The organism is Chloracidobacterium sp. (assembly GCA_016715795.1).
In the GTDB taxonomy this organism is placed as follows: domain Bacteria; phylum Acidobacteriota; class Blastocatellia; order Pyrinomonadales; family Pyrinomonadaceae; genus OLB17.
Genome location: JADJXP010000001.1, coordinates 912,371 through 935,935 on the forward strand (window position 1 = coordinate 912,371; position 23,565 = coordinate 935,935).

General features: G+C 56.8%; 20 protein-coding genes. 16 read left to right on the forward strand and 4 right to left on the reverse strand.

Annotated elements, in window-relative coordinates:
• Positions 1–166 precede the first annotated feature (166 nt).
• The 11 genes from IPM59_04200 (at position 167) to IPM59_04250 (ending at position 13,577) form a co-directional block, all read left to right on the forward strand.
• On the forward strand, positions 167–652 hold the full coding sequence (locus IPM59_04200) for an Hsp20/alpha crystallin family protein (protein MBK9214789.1): 486 nt from the start codon (positions 167–169) through the stop codon (positions 650–652).
• Positions 653–743: 91 nt separating this feature from the next.
• Entirely contained in the window at positions 744–3,347 is a 2,604-nt protein-coding gene (clpB, locus tag IPM59_04205) for an ATP-dependent chaperone ClpB (GenBank protein ID MBK9214790.1), read from the forward strand.
• 51 nt (positions 3,348–3,398) lie between these two features.
• Positions 3,399–4,031 (forward strand): nucleotide exchange factor GrpE, encoded by a 633-nt coding sequence (locus IPM59_04210; GenBank protein ID MBK9214791.1) that lies wholly within the window; start codon positions 3,399–3,401, stop codon positions 4,029–4,031.
• A 27-nt stretch (positions 4,032–4,058) separates the two neighbouring features.
• Entirely contained in the window at positions 4,059–4,289 is a 231-nt protein-coding gene (locus IPM59_04215; GenBank protein ID MBK9214792.1) for an addiction module protein, read from the forward strand.
• A gap of 147 nt (positions 4,290–4,436) precedes the next feature.
• Positions 4,437–4,883 (forward strand): IS200/IS605 family transposase, encoded by a 447-nt coding sequence (gene tnpA, locus IPM59_04220; protein ID MBK9214793.1) that lies wholly within the window; start codon positions 4,437–4,439, stop codon positions 4,881–4,883.
• 101 nt (positions 4,884–4,984) lie between these two features.
• A complete protein-coding gene (locus IPM59_04225; protein ID MBK9214794.1) occupies positions 4,985–5,179 on the forward strand; it encodes a hypothetical protein in 195 nt (64 codons plus the stop codon).
• Positions 5,148–5,756, forward strand: coding sequence for a hypothetical protein (locus tag IPM59_04230; GenBank protein MBK9214795.1), 609 nt, complete (start codon positions 5,148–5,150; stop codon positions 5,754–5,756). Before IPM59_04225 ends, IPM59_04230 begins: the two co-directional genes overlap by 32 nt.
• A 115-nt stretch (positions 5,757–5,871) precedes the next feature.
• Positions 5,872–7,569 carry a glutamate formimidoyltransferase gene (gene ftcD / locus IPM59_04235; protein MBK9214796.1) on the forward strand — a complete coding sequence of 566 codons (1,698 nt, stop codon included), beginning with the start codon at positions 5,872–5,874 and terminating at the stop codon, positions 7,567–7,569.
• A gap of 128 nt (positions 7,570–7,697) precedes the next feature.
• Positions 7,698–8,759, forward strand: coding sequence for a hypothetical protein (locus tag IPM59_04240; protein MBK9214797.1), 1,062 nt, complete (start codon positions 7,698–7,700; stop codon positions 8,757–8,759).
• A 195-nt stretch (positions 8,760–8,954) separates the two neighbouring features.
• A complete protein-coding gene (locus IPM59_04245) occupies positions 8,955–11,174 on the forward strand; it encodes a carboxypeptidase regulatory-like domain-containing protein (GenBank protein ID MBK9214798.1) in 2,220 nt (739 codons plus the stop codon).
• A gap of 123 nt (positions 11,175–11,297) precedes the next feature.
• Positions 11,298–13,577 carry an ATP-dependent Clp protease ATP-binding subunit gene (locus tag IPM59_04250; GenBank protein ID MBK9214799.1) on the forward strand — a complete coding sequence of 760 codons (2,280 nt, stop codon included), beginning with the start codon at positions 11,298–11,300 and terminating at the stop codon, positions 13,575–13,577.
• Here IPM59_04250 and IPM59_04255 read toward each other — a convergent pair.
• On the reverse strand, positions 13,570–14,346 hold the full coding sequence (locus IPM59_04255; GenBank protein ID MBK9214800.1) for a glycosyltransferase family 2 protein: 777 nt from the start codon (positions 14,344–14,346) through the stop codon (positions 13,570–13,572). The two genes, IPM59_04250 and IPM59_04255, sit on opposite strands and share 8 nt — an antisense overlap.
• A gap of 32 nt (positions 14,347–14,378) precedes the next feature.
• Here IPM59_04255 and IPM59_04260 point away from each other — a divergent pair, with 32 nt between their 5' ends.
• The 4 genes from IPM59_04260 (at position 14,379) to IPM59_04275 (ending at position 17,839) form a co-directional block, all read left to right on the forward strand.
• The gene (locus IPM59_04260; GenBank protein ID MBK9214801.1) at positions 14,379–14,789 is read left to right on the forward strand and encodes a hypothetical protein; all 411 of its coding nucleotides are present in this window, start codon (positions 14,379–14,381) and stop codon (positions 14,787–14,789) included.
• Positions 14,789–15,154 (forward strand): type II toxin-antitoxin system VapC family toxin, encoded by a 366-nt coding sequence (locus tag IPM59_04265; GenBank protein ID MBK9214802.1) that lies wholly within the window; start codon positions 14,789–14,791, stop codon positions 15,152–15,154. Before IPM59_04260 ends, IPM59_04265 begins: the two co-directional genes overlap by 1 nt.
• The gene (locus IPM59_04270) at positions 15,112–15,936 is read left to right on the forward strand and encodes a hypothetical protein (GenBank protein MBK9214803.1); all 825 of its coding nucleotides are present in this window, start codon (positions 15,112–15,114) and stop codon (positions 15,934–15,936) included. The genes IPM59_04265 and IPM59_04270 overlap by 43 nt, the downstream gene beginning before the upstream one ends.
• Before the next feature lie 109 nt (positions 15,937–16,045).
• On the forward strand, positions 16,046–17,839 hold the full coding sequence (locus IPM59_04275) for a hypothetical protein (GenBank protein MBK9214804.1): 1,794 nt from the start codon (positions 16,046–16,048) through the stop codon (positions 17,837–17,839).
• Between the two features lie 81 nt (positions 17,840–17,920).
• On the opposite strand, the gene IPM59_04280 is transcribed toward IPM59_04275, so the two are convergent.
• A complete protein-coding gene (locus IPM59_04280) occupies positions 17,921–18,646 on the reverse strand; it encodes a hypothetical protein (GenBank protein ID MBK9214805.1) in 726 nt (241 codons plus the stop codon).
• Between the two features lie 54 nt (positions 18,647–18,700).
• Complete coding sequence (locus IPM59_04285) at positions 18,701–19,207, reverse strand: hypothetical protein (GenBank protein MBK9214806.1); 507 nt, start codon at positions 19,205–19,207, stop codon at positions 18,701–18,703.
• A 72-nt stretch (positions 19,208–19,279) separates the two neighbouring features.
• Here IPM59_04285 and IPM59_04290 point away from each other — a divergent pair, with 72 nt between their 5' ends.
• Positions 19,280–22,192, forward strand: a complete 2,913-nt coding sequence (locus IPM59_04290) for a hypothetical protein (GenBank protein ID MBK9214807.1) — start codon at positions 19,280–19,282, stop codon at positions 22,190–22,192.
• On the opposite strand, the gene IPM59_04295 is transcribed toward IPM59_04290, so the two are convergent.
• Positions 22,189–23,562: an O-antigen ligase family protein gene (locus tag IPM59_04295; protein MBK9214808.1), complete on the reverse strand. Its 1,374-nt coding sequence runs from the start codon at positions 23,560–23,562 to the stop codon at positions 22,189–22,191. The genes IPM59_04290 and IPM59_04295 overlap by 4 nt on opposite strands.
• Positions 23,563–23,565 lie beyond the last annotated feature (3 nt).

Consider the following 23,565-nt stretch of genomic DNA (forward strand, 5'->3'; position numbering starts at 1 on the left):
TCTGAAAGAGTGCTCAACAAATATAACCGAGAAACGCCAAGACTGTCACCCACAATTCACGAAAAAAATCATGAAAAATAGACTTGACAAGAATACACTCATATTTTATTATTCTAACGGACTAAGTATTTAGTCCGGTATCCTGTAATTATTGGAGGAAACAACTATGTTTTTAGCAAAATATGACCCTTTTAGAGAGATGCGGAGCCTCCAGGATGAGGTAAACAGGCTTTTCTCTGCGAGTTATCCGGGCACAAGCGGCCGCGAGGACGTTATGAATGCCTGGAATCCACGCGTTGACGTCTTTGAGAATAACGACAGTCTCGTGATCGAGGCGGAGTTACCCGGTATGACCAAGGACGATTTCGAATTGTCGTTTGAGAACAACATGCTCACATTAAAGGGTGAGCGGCGATTCGAGAAAAAGGATGAGGGCGACAATTATCACCGCATCGAGCGCGGATACGGATCGTTTGCCAGATCATTCACGCTGCCGCCGACGGTGACGGCGGAAGGCGCTAAGGCTGATTTCGAGAATGGCGTACTCCATGTAACGCTGCCAAAGCGTGAGGAGACCAAGGCCCGCAAGATCGAGATCTCGGGAGCTAACCCCGAGGCCAAGACGATCGAGGCCAAGACGGCCAAAGCGTAATACATTGAACCGCCGAGACGCGGAGACGCCGGGAATGAAGGTTTTCTTAATATTCTCTGCGTCTCCGCATCTCTGCGGTTAGAATAACGTTATGAGATTCGATAGATTCACCATCCGCGGCCAAGAGGCCGTGCAGGAGGCCATCGGCGTCGCCGAGCGGAACGAGAACCAGCAGGTTGAGCCCGAGCACGTTCTTGCGGCGATGATGGCCCAGGCCGAAGGCGTCGTTAAGCCCATTCTCGGTAAGATCGGCGCAAATTCGCAGGCCATTTTGACCGAGGTCGAGGCAGCCATTGCCAAGTTTCCGAAAGTTTCCGGCGGGCAGCAGTATTTTAGCTCTCGCACCAACACCATCTTTCAGGACGCCCAGAAAGAGGCCGAGAAGATGGAGGACGAATACCTTTCGACCGAGCATCTGCTGCTTGCCATCGCGTCGGAGAAGACGGGAGATGCAGGACGCATTCTTCGCTCAAATGGCGTGTCGAGTGAGGACCTCGAAAAGGTCGTGACCGAAATGCGCGGCGGCTCGCGGATAACGGACCAGAATGCAGAAGAGAATTTTCAGGCACTTGAAAAATACGCACAGGACCTAACCGAGCGTGCCCGCAAAGGCAAGCTCGACCCAGTGATCGGCCGTGACGACGAGATACGACGAACCATTCAAATTCTCTCGCGTCGCACGAAGAATAACCCTGTCCTGATCGGCGAGCCGGGCGTTGGCAAGACCGCCATCGTCGAGGGCCTTGCTCAGCGTATCGTCTCGGGCGATGTGCCGGAGACGTTAAAGAACAAACGCCTTGTCTCACTTGACCTTGGTGCAATGCTCGCCGGTGCAAAGTATCGCGGCGAGTTTGAGGACAGGCTCAAGGCCGTTCTCAAAGAGATCGAGAAGGCCGAAGGGCAGATCATTCTCTTCATCGACGAACTGCACACACTTGTCGGTGCCGGCGCATCGGAAGGAGCTATCGATGCTTCGAATATGCTCAAACCGGCTTTGGCACGCGGAACCTTGCGCGCGGTTGGTGCGACGACACTGGCTGAGTATCAGAAATATATTGAGAAGGACAAGGCCCTTGAGCGTCGATTCCAGCAGGTCTACATCGGTGAGCCGACGGTCGAAGATACGATCGCAATCCTGCGCGGGCTGAAAGAAAGGTACGAGGTCCACCACGGTGTTCGCATCAAGGATGCCGCGATCGTCGCCGCGGCAACTCTCTCTAACAGATATATCACGGACCGCTTCCTGCCGGACAAAGCCATCGACCTGATCGATGAGGCCGCGTCGCGGATCCGTATCGAGATCGACAGTTTGCCGCAGGAGATCGACGTGCTTGAGCGCGAGATTTTGCAGCTTGAGATCGAGAAACAGGCATTGGGCCGCGAGACGGACAAGAAATCGAAGGAACGTCTCGATGATATCGAAAAGCGCATCGCCGACCTCAACGAGAAATCCTCCGCGATGAAGGCCAAGTGGCAGTCGGAGAAAGAAGAGATCGAGAAGATGCGTGAAGCCAAGGAGCAGCTCGAGCAAGCAAAGCTCGAACTCGAACAAGCGCGTCAGGGCGGCGATCTCACCAAAGCGGCTGAATTGCAGTACGGCCGCATCCCCGAGATCGAAAAACTGCTTGAGACAGAGCAGACGCGACTCGCCGAATTACAAAAAGACGGCGTTTATCTAAAGGAAGAAGTTGACGAGGAGGACGTCGCCGAGATCGTCGCCAAATGGACGGGCGTGCCCGTCTCAAAGATGCTTGAGGGCGAGATGCAAAAGCTTATCCAGATGGAAGTGAACCTGGGCAAACGCGTCATCGGCCAGAACGAGGCTTTGGAGGCCGTCGCGAACGCCGTTCGGCGTGCTCGCGCGGGATTGCAGGACCCGAATCGTCCGATCGGATCGTTCATCTTTCTCGGCCCCACGGGCGTGGGTAAGACCGAAACGGCGCGGGCGTTGGCAGAATTCCTGTTCGATGACGAACGCGCCATGGTGCGGCTCGATATGTCCGAGTATATGGAGAAGCACGCAGTCGCTCGCATGATCGGTGCGCCGCCGGGATACGTCGGCTATGAGGAAGGCGGCCAGTTGACCGAGGCCGTGCGTCGCCGGCCGTATTCGGTCGTGCTATTCGACGAGATCGAAAAGGCGCATCCCGACGTATTCAACGTGCTGCTGCAGATACTCGACGACGGCCGCCTGACCGACAGCAAGGGCCGTGTGGTGGACTTCAAGAATACGGTCCTTATCATGACCTCGAACCTGGGATCACGCGAGATCCAGGCGGCCGCGGAGAATCCGCTCGCCGACCGCGATATCCGCAAGGACGTTCTGCAGGTATTGCGTGACCATTTCAAGCCCGAGTTCCTTAACCGCATCGACGACATCGTTGTGTTCAAACAGCTTGGCAAGGACGAGATCGCGACGATCATCGACGTTCAGCTCGAAAAACTCAGGGCTAACCTCGCCGAGCGAAACATCGCCCTCGAACTCGATCAAACCGCCCGCGACCTGATCGTTCAGGAAGGCTACGATCCCGTTTACGGCGCCCGCCCGCTCAAGCGTGCGATACAGTCGCTGATCCAAAATCCGCTTGCGGTAAAACTGCTCGGCGGCGAGATCGGTGCCGGACAAACGGTCAAGGTCACGGCCGAGAATGGCGAGATGAAGTTCACCGCCGCGGGCAAGGCCGCGACGAGCTAGTTTTTGAATGCACGGCACAAGCCGTATGATTTAGTTGTGTTTAAAAGAGCAATGAAGCAAGAGGAAGTTCACGCCGACGAGGCGAACTGCAAGATCCCGATCAACGATAAGCGGCGTTTCAATGCCGATGGCGAGTTAGTGGCCGAGCCCGAACCGGCCGCTGAGCCTGTAAAACCGGCCGCTGAGATCGCTCTCGAGGCGGAGCTAAAGGCCGAAACCGAACGCCGCGAGGCTGCCGAGGCAAAGCTCGTGGGCGTTCAGGCACGCTTTGAGGAAGAAAAGACGCGGCTCGAACGCGAAACCGCGGAGATGCGCGAGCGGCTAAAGAAAACGCTTGAGGACAAGGCAAAGCAGGGCCAGCTTGACTTTCTGACGACGCTGCTGCCCGTGCTCGACAACCTCAACCGTGCAGTCGAGGCGAGCGAGACCGATCCCGACGTTACGCATCTTCGCGAAGGCGTCATCGGCACGGCGCGTTCGTTCGAACAGGCCCTGATGAGCGTCGGCGTGACGGCCGTTCCCTCGGTCGGCGAGGCATTCGATCCCGAACTGCACGAGGCCGTCGACATGGCCGAGGCCGACGAGGACGGAAAGATCCTCAAAGAATATTCGCGCGGCTACAAATTCGGCGACCGCCTCCTCCGTCCCGCCCGAGTCCAGGTCGGACGGGCGGCATCGGGCTAGGTCCTAGATAAGTCTGAGAGGTAAATTATGACAGCACAAACGATGGATATTATGGACCGCGCTGAAATGCTGCCGATAGATCTAAAGCTCGAACTTGTAGACAGACTTTTGGAAAGCGTTTCTCCGTCACAGAAGGAGATCGACGAACGGTGGAAGATCGAAATAGAACGCCGCGTCGAAGAAGTTCGCTCCGGCAAGGTTAAGACAATTCCGGGCGAAGAAGTCTTTGCGAGGATCCGCGAACGCTACCACAAATAGCGATTGCAAGTTGGTCCTTTTTGAACGACCTGCGGACCTTAAGACGATCTCCCGAAGGGCAATTAGCCACGTCCTTCAGGACGAGGTAGGCGATTGAAAAAGACTCATAGGGCGTTTTAACGTCCTTTCGATTTTAGCTTGAGCACAATGTCGGACAGCGTATACTCCGAGATCAATTTCCACATCACCTGGCACACGAAGAATAGTCTGCCGATGATAACGCCCAGGATTGAAGACCGCCTCTATCATTACCTGACTCACAAGATCATTGAGACGCCGGGCGTTTACCTTCACGCGATGGGCGGTATCGAGACGCACATGCACATCGGTTTGAGTGCTCCGCCAAACCTCTTGATCTCCGACTGGATCGGCAAGTTGAAAGGCGGCAGCTCGTATTACATCAACCACGAGGTTCAGCCAAAATCGCTCGAATGGCAGCGAGGCTACGGGATCGTTACGTTCGGAACGCGGGATCTGAAATGGGTTGTTGAGTACATTAAGAACCAGAAGGAACATCATCGACGCGGTTCGATCCACGAGCGCCTTGAGCGGATTTCGAGCGATGATGCTAAAGCTGCCGGAGAAGGACGTTAAAACGCCCTTTAAACCATTTTTTCAACGCTGACCACGCCGTGAACGGCGTGGCTAATTGCCGCGAAACGCGGTCGGACAGAGTAGAACGGAGCAACATTCCTATGAAAAATCGTGTGTTTGCTGAAGAGATGGAAAAGAGTGTCCTGTGGCAAGTAGTTCACCAAAATCCAGCTACGGATGAAAGGTTCATAGTCAAGAAAGACATGGCGAAACAAGAAGCGCGCGATTTCGCTCAACAAATGCAGGCTGCGATTAATAAGAGTGATGAAAACGAAGGAGTGCCGGATGAAAACTAGTTTTCTGATAACCTTCTTTTTAGTTGGTTGTTTCACAACTGTTGTCGTGGGACAAGTCAAGAAGAAAGCCCCGGCCAAACCGGTCACGACCCAGACGGCGACGACGAGCGATGGTCGAGCTGTAATTTTAAAAAGTGATGGAACTTGGTCTTACGAGAAGACAGGACCGACGGCGAATCTAGTTACCTTAACTGGCAAATGCCGATTGCAGTTAGTTGCAGGATTCTTCCCGTGTAATTCAAAGGCTCTGTTCCTTTCAAGGCCCAATGCTGTTTCTCATGTGACCTTCGTAAAGGTGGAGGGTGGTGGAGAAATGATTTTCGATCTCTCAGGCCGCTCGGACCGACAGCCTAACTTAGAAAACTACTATCTACAAATCGATACGTTGAGCCTGATTCGTGACGGCGAGACGGCTGCGTCAGATGACGGAATGGAAGGCGAGTGTCATTTCAGAATGAACAGGGCTGGAAGTCACATCTTCAGCGTTAAGTGCGATGTCTACAATCGGTCAAAAGGTTCTCTCTACAATTTCTACCTTGAGAATATTACGAAGACAGATCGCAGAGAGATGGAATAGTGACGAGGTCGAAGGATTGGTGGCATAGCCGCAGGATCGATATTTAGCTAGACGGAAAAGCAGAGCTTTTCCGCACATCAATGGGCAAAGCCCAAGAAGCCTATTTGCGAATAGAATGAGACTAATCGAGTGCGTTCCTAATTTTAGCGAGGGCCGCGAGCTTGGGGTGATCGGGCAGATCACGGACGAGATCGAACGCGTGCCGGGCGTGAGGCTGCTTGATGTCGATCCGGGGGCGACTACTAATCGGACGGTCGTGACGTTTGTCGGTGAGCCGGACGACGTGGTCGAGGCGGCATTTCAGGTCGTCAAGAAGGCGCAGGAACTGATCGACATGCGGCGGCATAAGGGCGATCACCCGCGTTTTGGGGCGACCGACGTTTGCCCGCTCGTGCCGGTTTCGGGTATCTCGATGGAAGAGACGGCCGAGTACGCTCGAGCGTTGGGCAGGCGGATCGGTGACGAACTCGGTATACCTATATATCTATATGAGAACGCTGCGAGCGAGGGGAAGAGGCGTAATCTGGCGAATTGCCGCGAGGGCGAGTACGAGGCGTTAAAAGAGCGTGTCGGCAGCGACGACTGGATGCCCGACTTTGGCCCGACCGAGTTTACCGAGAGCGTCGCCCGTTCAGGTGCGACGGCGGTCGGGGCGAGAGATTTCCTTTTGGCCGTCAATTTCAACCTCAACACGACCTCGACGCGGCGGGCGAATGCGGTCGCGTTTGACGTTCGCGAGAAGGGTAGGCCAAAACGCGAGGGAAATCCGATCACCGGCAAGGTCGTGACCGACGACAAAGGTCAGCCGGTGACAATTCCGGGCACGCTCAAGGGCACAAAAGCCATCGGTTGGTTCATCGGCGAATACGGCATCGCGCAGGTTTCAATGAACATCACGAACCTGACTGAGACACCGCTGCATATCGCATTTGATGAGGTTAGCGAAAAGGCCCGTGAGCGTGGGCTTCGTGTCACGGGCCTTGAGATCGTCGGGCTGGTTCCCAAAAAGGCGATACTCGACGCCGGCAGACATTATCTTACGAAGCAACGCCGCTCGCTCGGTATTTCAGAGGCCGAGATCGTCAAGATCGCGGTCAAATCGATGGGCCTCGACGACCTGAAACCGTTTGTGCCCGAAGAGAAAATTATCGAATATATGCTCGAAGCCGAAGACAAGACAGACAGCCTGGTCGATATGACATGCCGCGGCTTTGCCGAGGAGACAGCTTCCGAATCGCCCGCTCCCGGCGGCGGTTCGATCTCGGCCTATCTAGGCGCTCTAGGTGCGTCGCTCGCGACGATGGTCGCGAACCTCTCGTCGCACAAGGCCGGCTGGGACGACCGTTGGGAGGAATTCTCCGACTGGGCCGTCAAAGGCCAGGCGATTAAAGATGATCTTCTCCGACTGGTCGATGAGGACACCGAGGCATTCAACCGCGTGATGGCCGCGTTCGGCTTGCCAAAGGGTTCGGACGAAGAAAAAGCCGCGCGAACCGAGGCGATCCAGGCCGCGACCAAATACGCGACCGAGGTCCCATTCCGAACAATGGAACGCACGATGGACGCATTCGAGATCATCAGCGCCATGGCCGAACACGGAAATCCCAATTCCGTCTCAGACGCCGGCGTCGGTGCCCTATGCGCGCGTTCGGCTGTGATGGGCGCATACCTCAACGTAAAGATCAACGCCGCCGGCCTGAAGGACCGCAAATACGCCGCCGACATCATTGCTCGTGGGGCCGAGATCGAGCGCCGTGCGGCCGAGGCTGAGACCGAGATCCTTGAGATGGTGAATGCCACGATAGCAAAGTGATTGTCGTACCCCAAACAGGGTATTGACACACCGCCCAATTGAGCAGAGAATGACCGAAACGGTCATTAACGGGAGTTTTCTCCCTTTTACATCCCACATAGCTTCCGTTGTCCGTATCTGGAGGTTTTATGAGGGTGCACATCACGCTGAAAGTCTTATTTCTATTCATCCTTCTGACCGTCCCCGCGACAGTCTCGCTCGCTCAGAAACAATTTGTCGTTCAGGTCGAGGATCAGCAAGGAAAGGCCGTCAAAGGGGCGACAGTTTCGGTTGATTGCGGGGACGGCATAGCCCGAAAGGGCGTCACCAACTTGAAAGGCGAGGCCAGCGTGGCGTTTTCGAGGGCTGACAAGTGCACTATTTCGATCAGCGGCCCTGACCTCGTGCCGCAATCGGATCGGGTAGCAATGGCCGATTATCCGACTGGGATCGTACTGCCGGCGCTGCGCCGAAGCGTTGCGGCAAAAACTACCGGTTGCCCTCCCGAGCGGACGCTAAGAAACGGTGCGTGTGCCACAGCAGTTCAAGCCCGCGCCGAGGCCGAAGTCTATTGCCGGTCTGTCGTGCGTGACGGCATAGCCGTAAACGACCCGTCGGTCGGCTATCGATGCGGATGCGCGGCCGGCAGAGCGGTCTTCAACGAAGGTGGTGATTCTCGTTGCGAAACCATACGCAACATTCGGCTCATGGCGGCGAACGAATGCCGAAATCGCGACCGAGATCTCATCGCTTCGCCAGTAGATTCCGAGGGGCGTTACGAATGCCGCTGTCCCGACGGTAAGCAGTGGCGCGATGCGACACGCGACGCCAATGGTGGGTGTGTGGCAACCGCTGCTCTGGATGAGAGAGCCAATTATTGTGAAAGTCAGCTGTCCGGAAGTATCTGGACGAAAGACCGAATGGGCAGGCTCGGGTGCTTTTGCCCGCCTGGGACTGAGTCCTCGGGCGGCAAGTGCCTCGCATCGGGCGAGCCCGGACAGAATTGCCCGCCCGGTCGAACCCGCCGAGACGGAACTTGCGCGACGGAGGCGGAATTTGAGGCCGAGTTTAACCGCTTGTGTTCGAGGTCCGTCCGCGGCGGCATCGCCGTTCCGGACGAGGATGGCAAGATCGTCGCCGAGTACGCACGCGGCTACAAGTTCGGCGAGCGATTACTGCGTCCCGCCCGCGTTCAGGTCGGCCGAGGCTAGGACGTATCGAGCGTTCGATTGACCTTTTGTCTTTTCGGCTGTATAGTTCGCCTGTCTACTAATACGATCTCAATTTCGACCATCGCTATCATAAAAGAAGGAGACGGCTGTATGAGAAACATCTTGGCTCTTGGCTTGATTTCGGCGCAATTCGCGTACGTGAGCGCCCGACCTCGCTTGCGCGCGGAACGAAGGATGATGCTGCTCGCGAAGAGAGCGCTCATCACATGCCTTCCTTTACTACTGTATCTCGTGCTGTTTGGTTTTTCTTCCGAGACCACCGCACAGACGACCATAGTAATTTATAAAGCGCCCAACGAGCTGGTAAAGAACGTCACAGTTGATCTCAAATGTGGTGGAGAAACGCGGCGAGGGACTGCCGATTCAAGCGGTCTGTTCAAGGTCGATCCGCCCACCGGGGGGCAGTGCGATATACGGATAACCGGGGGCACTCTAACGGATGAAGTCCGCTTCTTCGACTACCCGATCTCGGAAGGGGCTGAGAATCGGATTAATATTAGGCTCGCAAATAAGTTTGCCAAAGAAATGCGGTCGGGCGGCGGGACCGGTAAATCTCTTCTGATCATGGAGAAGGGGGGAAATAAACCGATTCGCGGAGCAGAAATAGTCGTGGATTGTGCTGGCGATTCTCCGTACGGATTTTCGGATGCCAGCGGCCGCTTCTATTTTGACAGTAAGGCGAGTGGTTTTTGCACTTACAACGTCCGACATCCCGATTTTGAAGCCGCGGACGGAGGGATCGATATAGCGAAAAATCCCCGCACCAGTATCTTTAACGTTTTCCTTGAAAAGAGGAGGCTGGCGGGGGCGTTTACAGTGACTGTATTGGACGCGGACAGCCGACAGCCTATCGCCGGAGTGGATGTTGAGATCTCGTCGGGCGCTGATAGTTGGGCTCGAACCACTGACGCGAGCGGCGTAGCGAGCGTCAGCAGACTGATCCTGCCCACGAACTACCGCGTCACCGCCCGGCACCGCAACTATGACGACGCGAGCACAGAGGTAAACGTCGCCGTCGGAGCGGGGCGCGCTGCCACAGCGAATCTGGTGATGCGCCGAAAAGCTCACATCAAGACGCTGACGGTCGTGGTCACCGAGGATGAGACCGGTAGACCGATCAACGAAGCAACGGTCCGCCTGGTCGGTTCGTGGTTTTCGGGTTATTCGGGCACTACCGGCCCGGATGGTGTCGCAAAAATAGTCGTTGACCGGGCCGGGCGTTTTTCGGCGGAAGTGACACGGGACAACTATCTTCCAGCCAAAACGGTGTTTAGCGTTGAACCGGGAGCTAACGAGGCCGATCTGCTTTTCAATGTGTCGATGTTGAAGAAGCGCGTGAATGCCGGCGGCTTTCCGATAAAGGTCAAGGTGGTCTCCGACGAAACAAACGAACCGCTTAGTGGGGCAAGTGTGAGGACCGAAAGCGGCGATGCTGTCCTTACCGGAGAAGATGGATGGGCTACGGCTCAACTACCGGGTTTTGTCGGTGATCGTACCCTTTTTTTCGTATCAAAACCCGGATACGAGGAAATTAGCCGGGAATTTACCGTGCCCAGGATTTCATCCGTGACCGTCGCGCCTGAGTTTACGGTCACCCTAAAGAAAAAGGCTGCGGATGCGATCAAACTCTTGGTCGAGGTATCGGATAGAGACACTGGAAAGACCCTTGCCGGCGCAACAGTGAGCCTTGATGGGTTCAGCTCGGCGACAACCGGAGCCAATGGTATCGCGGAGTTTAGCCTGCCGTTCGACCGGATCAAAGGGCTAACAGCGATTCAAGCCAAGGCTACGCTTAGCGGGTATAACGACGGTCCAAGCTCGGTTAGCACCGAACTGCTACAGCCAAGGTCAGATCCGCGTTACTATTCGATAGCTCTACGCAAAAAGCCCACAAATTCCAGAAACAGTCCTTATGGGCCGGGCGGGGTTTGGAAACTGCGCAAGGACTATCCGATGATGGGGGACGATCTGAAGGCGGTGAGTGGAAACCCGAATAATTCGGCATCGCCGGGGACTTTCAGCTTTGAGCACACGAGCGGCATCGTTACTAAGTTCTCATTTGATACTCCTCCCGAGGTTTTGTCCTGGGGCGCGACCTTAAGACTTTCGATAACCGGGACCAGCTTGACCCCCGCCGACGCCAGCGAGCAGACGATGGCAAAGATCGAGGTTGGCCCTTCGCCGAGGCTGCGGAGCAAGTGGGTTGGGCCGTCGGGGAAAAACATCAGACATGATAGTTCAGTGGCGACGTCCGATACGGTCACGTTTGTCTTTGATCCAAAGGAGGGGACAGTTTTCAACATATATTTTTGTGTTGTGCACAGACCGACCACTTGCTTTATATACAGCTACGAACCTTACCCGGACTGGGCGCCGTTTGCGTCGCCGCGATAGTCTTGCGATGAGTTTGGGGTAAGGTTCCCACCGCAGCGAGTCTAGATTGCCTCTCGCGCGAAATGATACAATGCATTTGCGGGCGGGCGCTGAGTGCGTCCGCCGACTGTCGGGTTTTATTTTATGGCAGACATAGACGCATATAAGGACAAATTCAGCGAAAGCGGGCAGCGCGTTTTAGAGACCGCTCTGAGCGAATCCAGAAAACGCGAACAGAACTATGTCTCCATCGAGCACATTTTACACGCGATTGCGTTTGAAGAGGACGACCTCTTTTCCGCGACGATGCGCGACCTGTCGGTCGACCCGCGTTCGGTCAAGATGCTGATCGAAAAGCGTATGGAGGACGGCCGCCAGCATTCGGGCAAAGGTTTTCGCATCGCACCAGAGACGACTGAACTGTTCAAACGGGCGATGGACCGGGCACGTTCGCAGGGGCGGCGTGTGATCGATTCGGGCGACATCTTTTACGTTCTTTCAAACGACGAGCGGAGCGTCCTAAATGATGTTCTGCAAAACCTCGGTGTCCCGTCCGAGGAGGTCGCCCAGATTGCCCGAACCCGCATCAAGAAACGCGAAAAGGAGGAGGAACGCGTCCGGCAGAAATACGAACTGCCGTCTTTCCTGCGGCACTTTGGCATATCGCTCAATAAGCTAGCCCGCCAGGACAGGATCCCGCCGACCATCGGCCGCGAGAAAGAGATCCATCAGATGATTGAGATCCTCTCGCACCGTGAGCGGTCAAACTCGCCCATGCTCGTCGGCGAGCCGGGCGTCGGCAAGACCGCCGTCGTCGAGGGGCTTGCACGGCTGATCGAGTTGGAGCCTGAAAAAGTTCCCGCCCGCCTCAGAAACACGCATATCGTCCAGCTTCAGATGGGCGGAATTGTCGCCGGCACGATGCTTCGTGGAATGTTTGAGGAACGCATCAAAGGCATCATCGACGAGGTCAAGGAAAAGGATCACATCGTCCTCTTTATCGACGAGGCGCACTCTATCATCGGTGCCGGTGCCGCGATGGGCACCACGTCAGACGCCGCAAACATGTTCAAGTCGTCGCTGGCCCGAGGCGAGCTTCGCATCATCGGAGCGACGACGATGACCGAGTATAAGGAATACATTGGCGAGGATGAGGCTTTGGCCCGCCGCTTCCGGCTCGTAAAGGTCGCCGAACCGTCGATCGACGAAACGCGAGAGATATTGATGGGCCTCAAGCCGCGTCTTGAGAAGAATTATTCGGTCAGCATCTCGGACGAGGCGATCGACACGGCGCTCGAAATGTCGCCGAAATACATCCGCAACCTCCACCTGCCGGACAAGGCCATCGGTTGGCTCGACACGGCATCGGTCAAGGTCGAGATCAACGAGCCCGAGGCGATGATCGTCCGGCCCGAGCACATCATCGACGTCATCAGCCAGGAATCGCGCATCCCGAAGGACATGATCTATCGCGACACGAGCGACAGGTTCGCGGCGATGGAAGCCGACCTCGGTAAACGCGTCATTGGCCAAAAAGAGGCCGTCACGGCCGTCGCCGAGCGGCTGCGTCTCAACAAAGGCCCGCTCAAGGAGAATCACTACGCGCCCGATGGCGTACTCCTTTTCCTCGGCCCGACGGGCGTCGGCAAGACCGAGCTTGCAAAGGCCGTAGCCGAATTTATGTTTGGCGACGAGTCAAAGATGATCCGCATCGACATGAGCGAATATGGTGACGGCACCGTCGGCATCGAAAAGCTCATCGGCATGCCCCGCGGCATCGTTGGCTCGGAGCGCGGCGGCATCCTGACCGAACAGTTGCGAGACAATCCATACACGGTCCTACTACTCGACGAGGTCGAAAAGGCGTCGCCGTATCTGATGAACATCTTCCTCCAGGCCTTTGACGAGGGCTGGATCACGGACGGACGCGGCAAGAAGGTTTACCTCTCGGACGCGATCGTCATTATGACCTCAAACCTCGGCAGCGAATCATTCAAACGATACGAAAAGCCACTCGGTTTTGGCCAAAAGACGCTCGGTGAGGTCAAGCAGATCAAGGGCGAGGTGATGAAGGCCGCCGAAACGCGCTTCACACCTGAGTTTCGCAACCGCATCGACGAGATCATCGTGTTTTCGCCGCTCACGCTCGATGAGGTCCGCGAGATCGCAAAGCTCTATCTCACCAAGCTGCAACGCAACATGGAACGCCAGGGTAAACTCGTCGAGATCACCGAATCAGCTCTCGACCTGCTCACCGAGAAAGGCTATTCGCCCGCATACGGTGCCCGCTTCCTAAAACGCCACATCGACCAAAAGGTTAAGCTGCCCATCACCAACGAATGGAAGGCCGCGATGAAATTCACCGTCGATGTGCAAGACGGCGAGCTCACGGTCACGCCGGGCGACGCATTCAGCCTCAACTGAGGCTTTCCGTGGCATTAGGAAGTTCCGCAAGGTGCTGTGAAACGCCCGCCTTGGCCCATATCGTCTTTTCCTCGAGGCAGCAGCTTAGGACCTGCCAGTTGCGGTCGAGGTCAGGATTCTCTTTTTGCGGATGGTGAATGTGGTAAGCGATCGCGTTAAATTTCAATCTTTTGCCGGACAGGCCTTGGTGATGAAACCGTGCCGCGAGGTCTGTATCCTCAAGGCCCCACCCGTTGAACTCCTCGTTATATCCGTTGATGCTTAAGAAGTCTTCTTTCCAAAAGGAGATATTGCAGCCCAGAACTTTCCATTTCAGGAAGGGCCGCGGCCGCCCGACGATGTCCGACAATAGGTCGCTGTGCAACGCCCGAAACGTCCTCGCGATGCCCGGAGAGAAAAGTGAGAAATCCGTCTGCCTCTTTGAAAAGAGGATCGGTAGGAATTTCTCAAGGATACGGACTCTCGTGCCGTATAGGTATGTGCCATGTCGAGCCGAGCGGAGATGGTCTCTAATAAAGCTACGATGAAGAATTATGTCACCATCGATCTGAATGATGTATGGGCCGCTTGCCCGAGCGATGGCCTTATTCCTAATGGTGGCCGCGCGGAACCCGTTATCTTCGTGCCATATGTGTGTGAGCGGTACGGGCGATCGTTCAGCGAAAGCCTGGACGACTGCTTTGGTCTCGGGTGTGGATCCGTCATCTGCGACGAGTATCTCATCAGGCAGCGTTCGTTGTCGGAAAACACTTTTGAGTACTAACTCCAAGGCTTGGGGCCAGTTATAGGTACTTATGACGAGTGAGCATTCCATCTCTGTTGCAAGAGATTATAACCCAAAGCCAACATGCTCTATCCGTGGACTACGTTCGTACAGATACCGATCCATTTCTTGCATCAAACGGCTTTGGTGATAAAATCATCAAAGCCTTTTTTGCGGAGGCGAAGCGAATGGAAATGCATCGCGCGAAAATTCACGGAAACACCATTGAGTGGAGCGGAGACGAACCTGAGAAGGTAAAGGTCAGTGATAGCGTTGACGTCTATGTCACGTTTGTTGAGGATGCCCCCGTTCAATCGGAACCAAACGGCAAACTGGCGGTTGAGATACTCAAGCGGATCGCCGATCGCGGCGGCATTCCGTCGATTCCCGATCCCGTCTCCTGGCAACGCGAGATCCGCAAAGATCGACCTCTTCCCGGCCGTGAATGATACTGCTCGACAGTAACATCATCATATACCTAACCGATCCTGAGAATTCGGCTCTGCAGGAATACGTTTCGGGTCAGACGGTCGGGGCGTCGATAATCAGCCTCGTCGAGGTGCTGGGATTTCACGGCATTACGGACGCGGACAAGAGTACGTTTGAGGAATTCTTCGAGATTTGCACAGTGCATTTCTTGTCCGCCGAGATAGCGGAGCGAGCCGTCCGTCTGCGACAGACCAGAAAGATCGGATTGGGAGATTCCATTGTTGCGGCGACCGCCCTCGAACAAGGTCTGCCGTTGGCGACGAACAATATAAAAGATTTCCAATGGATAGAATCGCTCGAATTGATCGATCCGCTTACCGCTTGATCGCGGCTGTTGGCGGTGTACTGCTTCTTGCTTTCGGCGTCATCGGACAAACAACGCCCAAGCCGCCGCAGACCGACAAGGCCGAGGCTATTATCCGCAAGGCGGTAGACTACCTCGGTGGCGATAAGTACCTACAGGTCAAGACAACTGTCGGCAAGGGGCAGTTTACGCAGATACTCGACGGGCGAGCTTCGTCGTTTCAGACGTTTCTTGACATCATCGTGTTTCCTGAGAAGGAACGCACCGAGTTCAAGGGCGGTGGGACGCATACGGTGCAGGTCAACACGGGCGACACGGACTGGATCTTTGATGACGAGAACGAGATCATAAAGGTGCAGACCGAGAAACAGGTTGCGAACTTCAAGACCGGCATGCGCGTAAGCCTCGACAACGTCTTGCGCGGCTACTGGCGGGGTCAGGCCGAACTCAGCTACGTCGGCCGCCGGGCCGCCAGCTTGGGCAAACGCAACGAGGTCATCAAGCTAACGTACAAGGACGGCTTCACCGTCGAGTTCGAATTCTCATCCGACGACGGCACCCCGCAAAAAGCCGTCTACAAACGCAAGTCCGCCGAGGGCGACGACATCCCCGAAGAAGACCGCTACGCCCAATTCATCGAATCCGCCGGCCTCCGCCACCCAAACATCATCGACCACTTCACCGACAACGTCCACACCTCACGCATCAACTACGAATCAATCGATTACAACCGCCAAATCCCCGACACCGCCTTTGCCAAACCCGCCACTCCGAAAGAGGCGAAGAAAGCTGTAAAGTATTGAGGTCATACGATTCGACTGAGGTTCATTTCGTCACTCCCCTAGCATGTGAATACAGTTGGAACGCGCAGGCCGGCGGCCTGGGATTCAACGGTGAGTTACAATGTAGGAAATGGAGATCTATTTTGAGCTGGTCACGGATGCGGCGGGGTTGAAGAAGGCTTGTGATGAGCTGAAGAGTGCTCCGGCGTTGGGGTTTGACGTTGAGACGACTGAGCTTGACCCGTATAGGGGCGAGCTGCGGCTGATCCAGCTTAGCGACGGGAAGAAGACGGTGGTCGTGGACCTCCGGGGCTTCGGTGGAAGTCAGAATTCAGAATTTAGAAGTCAGCTAAAAGACAAATCGGAACTTGGGCCGCTCAGGGAACTGCTTTCGTCGGAGAAGCAGGCGAAGATCGCTCATAATGCGAAATTCGATACGAAATGGGTGCGGCATCATTTAGGGGTCGAGGTCGGCGGGATCTATGACACTTACTTGGCGAGCATCCTGATCGCGGCGGGCGAGGGTGACCGGCGGCACGGGCTGGCGGATGTGGTGCAGTTCTTTCTAGGGCGGACTCTGGATAAGACCGAACAAGTTTCGGACTGGTCGGCGAATGAGCTTTCGCGGTCGCAATTGGAATACGCCGCCCGCGACGCCGCGATCATGCCCGAGGTCAAGGCCAAGCTCGACGAGCGGATCGAGTCGGACGGCCTCGCTGCAGTGATGGAGATCGAGAACCAGTGCGTCATGCCGATTGCCGAGATGGAGTTGAACGGCTTTTTTCTCGACCGCGAGCGGTGGCGTGAGCAGCTCGACAAGGTATCGGCGATACAGCAACGGACGGGTTCGGAATTGCAGCATATGTTGGCGGCGGGCGTCGCGCAGGCATCGCTGTTTGGTGCGCCGCAGATCAATCTTGATTCGATCGATCAGGTGACGGACGCGCTGGTGAACCTTGGGGTACCGATGCCCGCGACGACACGTGCCTGGCAATTGCAGCCGCTTGCTGAGCAGTATCCGCAGGTTGCAAAACTGCTCGAGTATCGCGCTGCAGCCAAGGCGACGTCGAGCTTTGGCGAGAACATTTTGGAATTCATCGAGCCGTCCACAGGTCGTGTTCACGCGGATTTTCGCCAGATCGGGGCACCGACGGGCCGCTTTGCGTGCTCAAAACCAAACCTGCAGCAGATACCGCACGAGGCTGAGTATCGCCGATGCTTTACGGCACCTGACGGGCGGCGGCTGGTGATCGCAGACTATTCGCAGATCGAGTTGCGGATACTGGCGGACTTTAGCGAGGACGAGAATTTTATCAACGCTTTTGTGTCGGGACAGGACTTTCACGCAGCGACGGCTGCACAGGTGTTTGGTATAAAGACCGAGGACGTGTCGACCGAGCAGCGTTCGTTTGCCAAGCGGCTGAACTTCGGTGTCGTTTACGGCATCGGCGCTCAGCGGTTCGCGATGATGACCGGCCTCACCGAACGTCAGGCCGAGGAGACACTGCGGCGATACTTTGCGACGTATCCGCGGATGGACGCGTGGCTGCGTGACGCCGCAAAGAAAGTGTTGACGGACAATGCTGCACGGACAGCCTCGGGCCGCCTGGCAAGGATCTCGTTTGACCCGACGCAGCGTTCGTCGGTTGGTGCGGCCCAGCGTTATGCCAAGAACATGCCGATCCAAGGAACGTCGGCGGACATTCTTAAACGCGCCTTGCGGCTATTACATGACGACATCCGCGATACATCGGCCCGGCTCGTTAACATCGTTCACGACGAGATCGTTGTCGAATGCGACGCAGCGGACGCCGATGAGACGGCGGCGACGTTGAGTTCCGCGATGACGCGAGCGGGTGAAGGATTCGTCAAACGCGTTCCCATCAAGGTCGACGCCCACGTTGCCGATGAGTGGTCGAAGTAGAATTGCCCACGAAAAGCACGAAAGGCGCGAAACAGGATATTCCTTAATTCGTGCCTTTCGTGTATCTCGTGGACTAGGTTCTCATGCCGTTGCTTCTGCTTTGGGCTGGATGTAGAGGATTCGCGTGCAGCTTTCGCAGGTGATGATCTCGTCGCCTTTCTTGACGTTGAGCTGGACCTGCGGCCTGAGCGACATAAAGCAGGCCGAGCACGAGCCGTTGACGACCTCGGCAACGGCAATACCGTCGCGGCTGCGCTGTGCGAGACGGTTATATACCGACGCCAGCCGGTCAGGCAGTTGGGCGAACGCCGTTACACGATGGCCCGTAAGGCTTTCAAATTCTGCCCGGTCAGCAGCCAGAGCAGTATCAAACTCGCCAAGCGCCGCATCGCGCTTGCCGTCAAGCGAATTGATCTCGTCGGCGCGCTCAGCGAGTTCCTTTTCGACACTCTCAAGCTCGTCCATGCCCTCGACGATCTGCGTCTCAAACGCCGCGATCTGCTTTTGCAGCGCGTCGGTCTCACGCATCGCGGTCTCGTATTCCTTTGAGTTCTGGGCGTGCTGCAGGTTGCGCCCGGCGCGCTCCAAATAGGTCTTGTTTTCGGCTATTTGCTTCTCAAGGTCGGCTCGCTTGGTATTTATCGAATCGCGTCGGTTCTGCACGTCGCGAATAGAAGAGGCGTGCTGTTCAAACTCTTGTTCGATCTCGGCACGCCTCGCTTCTGCGGTCTCAAGTAATTTTTTTAGTCGACGGAGGTTTGTGTCCGTCCGCTGCAGGTCTATCAGTTTATCGAGTTCGGCTATCACTGGTGTTACTCCCGTAAACTAATAGAATATCGCAGGTCCGACGCGCCGCAAAGCCTAATGGCCGAGGAAAATTTCAACATGTCGGCGAACCGTTTCAAGGTTGATCACAGTTTCGGCGTGGTCGAGCCATTGCGGCAGGTCGTCGCCGTGAACAAGTCGATATTCGGCGTCGGCCTTTGGCATTCCGAAGTGCGAAACCCGAGCAAAGGCGAGGGCCCCGCCGCGCATGATGCCGTCGGACGGCACACGTGCCCAACCGGCTGCGACCGACAGGCATCTCACCCCTTGGCGAAGTTCGACGTGAGAGCCGACCATGCGCGACGTTCCGCGTTGAAAGCCGTGCGGCTCTTCGCGAGTGATGGCGAGATTGGTGTGACGGGCCTGTTCGGCCGCTGCGAGCGAGACGAAGGCATCGATCAGCCATGCAACGCCTCGGCTGCGGATGGCGTCATTTGTCGCTCTCAGTCGCAGGTATGCGGCCACGGCGTGACGGCCGAGATCGCTGGCCTTCTCACCGGCTTCCGTCAGCATATGCGACCAGATCAGGTCGAGTTCGTGCATACCGCGAGAATAGCGGTAACGGCCAGGTGATAGCAATTTCGTGGTATGATTTTCAGGCCGCACGCATCATTTATGAGATCTCTGGCCCTCGCTTTGCTCATCTTCCTGTTTGTCTTCCCCACCGCCGCACAACCGGGCCGGAAGCCAAAGCCGACAGCCAAACCGTCAGCTACGCCGGTAAAGAAGCTCAACGAGAGCACTGAATGGGAAAAGGCGTCGGCGGTTGTCGGCGATGCCGATCGCGTGGCCGCACTGAAGAAGTTCGTAACGGCCTTTCCAAAATCGACACGTCTTGGAGAGGCAGCGGTCCTGATAGCGACCGCTGAGGCTTCGCTCGGGAACGAGCGGTTGGCTGCGGGTGACGTTGACGGGGCCGTGGGATATTTCAAGGCGGCGGCGAGCGACGCAGCCGCCCCGATGCCTGAACAATTGTTTAACGATACGCTGATCAAATTTCCGGCGAATCTCTATTTTCGCGGTGCGCGACAAGAGGCGATCGACATAGCAAAGACCCTCGAAACCAAAGCGAGTGATAATGCCGTTCAACTGCTGTCCCTGGCGGCATTTTATATCAGCATCGAGAACGGTTCTGAGGGAAAACGCCTTGCCGAGGCGGTGATCAAGATCGATCCCGGCTCGGCCGCCGCTTACCAGACGCTTGGACTCGCGAACCGGATTGATTTCCTCCTCGATGATTCGGCAGCAGCGTATGCAAAGGCCGTCGAGATCGAACCGGATTCTCTGGCCGCAAAGCGTGGCCTCGCCGAGATGAAACGCTCGCTTGGAATGTCAGATGAGGCGGCCGCTCTTTATCGCGAGATCCTCGAAAAGGACGCCACGAACGTGCCGGCTCAGACGGGCCTGATCCTGTCGCTGTTTGATGCCGGCAAGCGTACAGACGCTGAGGGCGAGCTCGCCAAGGCGCTCGAGGCGGTCCCGGATAATGTGATGCTGCTCGCCGGTGCGGCCTATTGGTATGCCGCGCACGACGCGGCCGACAAGGCGGTCGAGTATGCACGCCGCGCGGTCGATACAGATCCGCGCTTCATCTGGTCGCACATCGCTCTGGGCCGCGGCCTGATGGCGCAAGGAAAACTGCCCGAGGCCGAACGAACTCTCCTGGCGGCACGGCGATACGGCAATTTTCCGACGCTCGAATACGAGATCGCATCGGTACGCGTTGCGGCAGGCTATTATCGTGAGGCGGCTGAGGGGCTGGCGACGGTCTTTTCTGTCAAGGACGGTGTTGTGAAAACACATTTGGGCGGCCGTGTAACACGTGAGTCGGCGAACATCACAGAGTTGATCGGTTATGAACGCCGTGCGAGCATTTCCGCACCGACAGCTGCAGACAATCCTGCGAACGCTGCCCGGGTGACCGCCCTTCTTGGGCTTAAGCAGCTGATTGACGCGCCGGAGCCGAATTCGGAGCTGCTTGCCAAGGCCGCAGATGATTTTATCAAGGGTGACGACCGGATGAAGGTCCATCGCCAGATATTTGCGGCCACGCAATTGCTCGACAAGAAAACGGCCTTTCAAAAGGTTATAGAGATCGCGGCCGCCGCCGTGCCGAATGTCAGTGCCGGGCTCGATGACCCGAATGCGTCTCTGGCGGTGACCGCCGGGGAACTATATGAACCACGGGCGATCGCGGCGGCACGGGGCGACTATGTCAATGTACCCGTGATCCCACGGATGACGCTGTCTGCGATCATTCGCGGCCAGATCGAAGAGATCGCCGGCTGGGCCAGCTTTAACCTGGACGATATGGACCAAGCCGTCCTGCGGCTGCGAAGGTCGGTCGCGGTGCTGCCGGCAGACAGCGCCTGGTGGCGATCGAGCTCGTGGCGGCTTGCGACCGCGCTGGCAAAAACAGGCAGCGAGGGCGAGGCGCTGGACCTTTTCATTAAGAGCTATAAGAGCAGCGGGCCCAGCGCATTCAGGTACACGGCCATCGAAACGCTCTACAAGAAAGTAAAGGGTTCGGCTGACGGCCTCGACGCCCTGATCGGTCCAGATCCGGCGAGGCCCGCAAACGCGGTCGCACAAGTTTCGTCGTCGCCAACGCCCGAACCTACCATGACGCCGCTTGCCGCCGAGACGCCGGCAGTAGAACCGATGCCTACCGCGCGTGAGATACCATCCATCGTTCCTGTCGCAACGCCTGAGCCTTCGCCTGTGGTGGCCGAGCCCCTGCCGACGCCCTCAATAGAGCCGACACCGACAGTCGATGTCGAGCCGACGCCCGTTGCGACACCGGAGGCAACACCGGTCAGGTTGACGACCCCGGATTTGATCCCGAATGCAGTCCCGGTTGCGACGCCAACGCCCGAAGCTTCACCGATACCGGCGGCGCCGGCTGAGGTCTTCCCGTCGGTCGTCATATTGATCCCCCAGCCAGGTGCGTCGACGCCATTACCCACGCCACAACCGACAGCAGTTCCTGACGCTACACCGGAGGCGACTCCTGAGCCGTCGCCGACACTGACGCCGGAGGGTTCGCCGTCTCCAACACCTCAGGAATCAACATCAACGCCTGAAACTGCACCAGCAGAGCCAACTCCGGCCCCGAGTCCGTCAGTCGTCGCCGAACCTACGCCGACCCCGACGGCATCACCAACGCCGGATGGACAACCCAAAGCGAATCAGGAACCTGTCGTCCGCTCCCGATTTGCCGATGTTGGCGGCCCTGTCGCTACTCGCATTAAACCGTGCAAGATCACATTCAGCGAGGAGGCGATCAACCTGCAGACCGGAGGCGGTGATCTTGCCGTGATCGTCGGCCGTGAGGATGATGCCGAGGTTGGCGGTATCAGTGCTGTCTCGTCAAGTCCGGCTGACATCTCGGTCCGTCGACAACAGATCGCAGGTATGAAGACTCGGGCTCTCTTTGTGGTGCGGCCGTTGAGCGAGCGTGTGGGTTTGTATCAGATCACATTTGAGATGGCTTGCGCGAAAAGGGACCTGATCGTCAACCTTCGTTAGGCACGCCTTCGGCGATGATGCCCGGCGGCGACAAGGGTCGTAGCCACGGCACAGAGCGCGAGGAAGAAGAAGGCGTTGGATGGCGTTCGAAGCGGAAAATCGAAGAAGCTGTGCACCAGTACGCCGAAGCATCCCGCCAAGGCCCCGATAGCGGCTTCGCGCCGAAACCCTGACGATCCGCCAATGACTGACCAGCCTTTTGTGAGGAGCAGACAGATGAATACTGCGAGGCACGCGAAGCCCGCGATGCCCGCTTCAGCGAGCATCTGGAGATACTCGTTGTGGGCCTGCTCGACGCGAAACATGCCGTTCCATGTGTCGTATCGCGTGAATGCGACGCCGAATGCGTCCAGCCCGGCTCCGATCAGCGGGTTTGCGGCGAATATCTTTAGTGCGATCGCCCAGAAATGGAGCCGGCCGCTTGAGATATCACCGGTGAGTTCGCCGGCACCGACTCCTCTCAGCAGTGAATCGCCGCCTCCGACAAACACCACGACACCCAGCGTCAACAACACGAACGCGATAGCCGAGAGAGACAGAACGACACGTGTACCACGCCCCGTCTCGCGTGTCTTTCCTCTGGCCTTGTAGCTCGCAATGAACGCGAAGATCGTAACGGACAGTAGTCCCAGCAGTCCGCCCCGCGAGCCTGTCAGGACGACGGCGGAGCTCATCAAGACAAGAGCGAACGCAAGCAATGCCTTACGGTTTCGAGCCACATGCCGCCCAAACAGCATCCCCAGAGTGACTCCGGCGGTCATTTCCATAAACGCCGCGAAATGGTGCTGGTTGACAAACGGGCCGAATGGTATCGCCTGTGGCGTGGCCCTCATGCCGTAGATGGCGTCAGGATCCGACAGCCGCTGAATAATGCCGAAGAAGGCGAGCGCGGCGCCGAACACGATCACGAGCAATACGATCTTTCGCATTCTCGCTTCGGTATTGACAAAGACCAGGCATGCGGCGAAGAAGACGAGATAGACGATCAGCCTGGTCAGGAACATCCTAGTCGCAAAGGCATCCATTGACAGGGATCGAACGACGCTGACGCCGTCGAGATCGTAGTGGCCGAACGGCAGGATCTGAATGCTCCCGATAAGAGCGAGAGCGGCAAGCGGAAGCTGGAGAGCACTCCCATTGACGATAAGTCCGCCACTTCGCCACGACTCGGCAAGCCAGAGCAACGTGACTGAAAGAACGAAGAGCGTGACGAGAATCCACGTGGCATTATCAACGCCGCCGAACAGCAGTGTCGCAAAGATGGGAACAGCACAGATCAGGCCAAAGGCCACCTTGCTGAGCCGCGAGGCATCTTCGCCGATGACTATCGGCTCGGTTGAGATGAGTTTTCTCTCGTTGAGGTCTTCCATCTT

Coding starts and splice junctions, on each gene's coding strand:
- IPM59_04290 (MBK9214807.1), top strand. CDS start 19,280: ATGAGATCTCTGGCCCTCGCTTTGCTCATCTTCCTGTTTGTCTTCCCC.
- tnpA (MBK9214793.1), top strand. CDS start 4,437: ATGTCGGACAGCGTATACTCCGAGATCAATTTCCACATCACCTGGCAC.
- ftcD (MBK9214796.1), top strand. CDS start 5,872: ATGAGACTAATCGAGTGCGTTCCTAATTTTAGCGAGGGCCGCGAGCTT.
- IPM59_04295 (MBK9214808.1), bottom strand. CDS start 23,562: ATGGAAGACCTCAACGAGAGAAAACTCATCTCAACCGAGCCGATAGTC.
- IPM59_04245 (MBK9214798.1), top strand. CDS start 8,955: ATGATGCTGCTCGCGAAGAGAGCGCTCATCACATGCCTTCCTTTACTA.
- IPM59_04240 (MBK9214797.1), top strand. CDS start 7,698: ATGAGGGTGCACATCACGCTGAAAGTCTTATTTCTATTCATCCTTCTG.
- IPM59_04215 (MBK9214792.1), top strand. CDS start 4,059: ATGACAGCACAAACGATGGATATTATGGACCGCGCTGAAATGCTGCCG.
- IPM59_04285 (MBK9214806.1), bottom strand. CDS start 19,207: ATGCACGAACTCGACCTGATCTGGTCGCATATGCTGACGGAAGCCGGT.
- IPM59_04270 (MBK9214803.1), top strand. CDS start 15,112: ATGGATAGAATCGCTCGAATTGATCGATCCGCTTACCGCTTGATCGCG.
- clpB (MBK9214790.1), top strand. CDS start 744: ATGAGATTCGATAGATTCACCATCCGCGGCCAAGAGGCCGTGCAGGAG.
- IPM59_04275 (MBK9214804.1), top strand. CDS start 16,046: ATGGAGATCTATTTTGAGCTGGTCACGGATGCGGCGGGGTTGAAGAAG.
- IPM59_04210 (MBK9214791.1), top strand. CDS start 3,399: ATGAAGCAAGAGGAAGTTCACGCCGACGAGGCGAACTGCAAGATCCCG.
- IPM59_04225 (MBK9214794.1), top strand. CDS start 4,985: ATGAAAAATCGTGTGTTTGCTGAAGAGATGGAAAAGAGTGTCCTGTGG.
- IPM59_04230 (MBK9214795.1), top strand. CDS start 5,148: ATGAAAACGAAGGAGTGCCGGATGAAAACTAGTTTTCTGATAACCTTC.
- IPM59_04200 (MBK9214789.1), top strand. CDS start 167: ATGTTTTTAGCAAAATATGACCCTTTTAGAGAGATGCGGAGCCTCCAG.
- IPM59_04250 (MBK9214799.1), top strand. CDS start 11,298: ATGGCAGACATAGACGCATATAAGGACAAATTCAGCGAAAGCGGGCAG.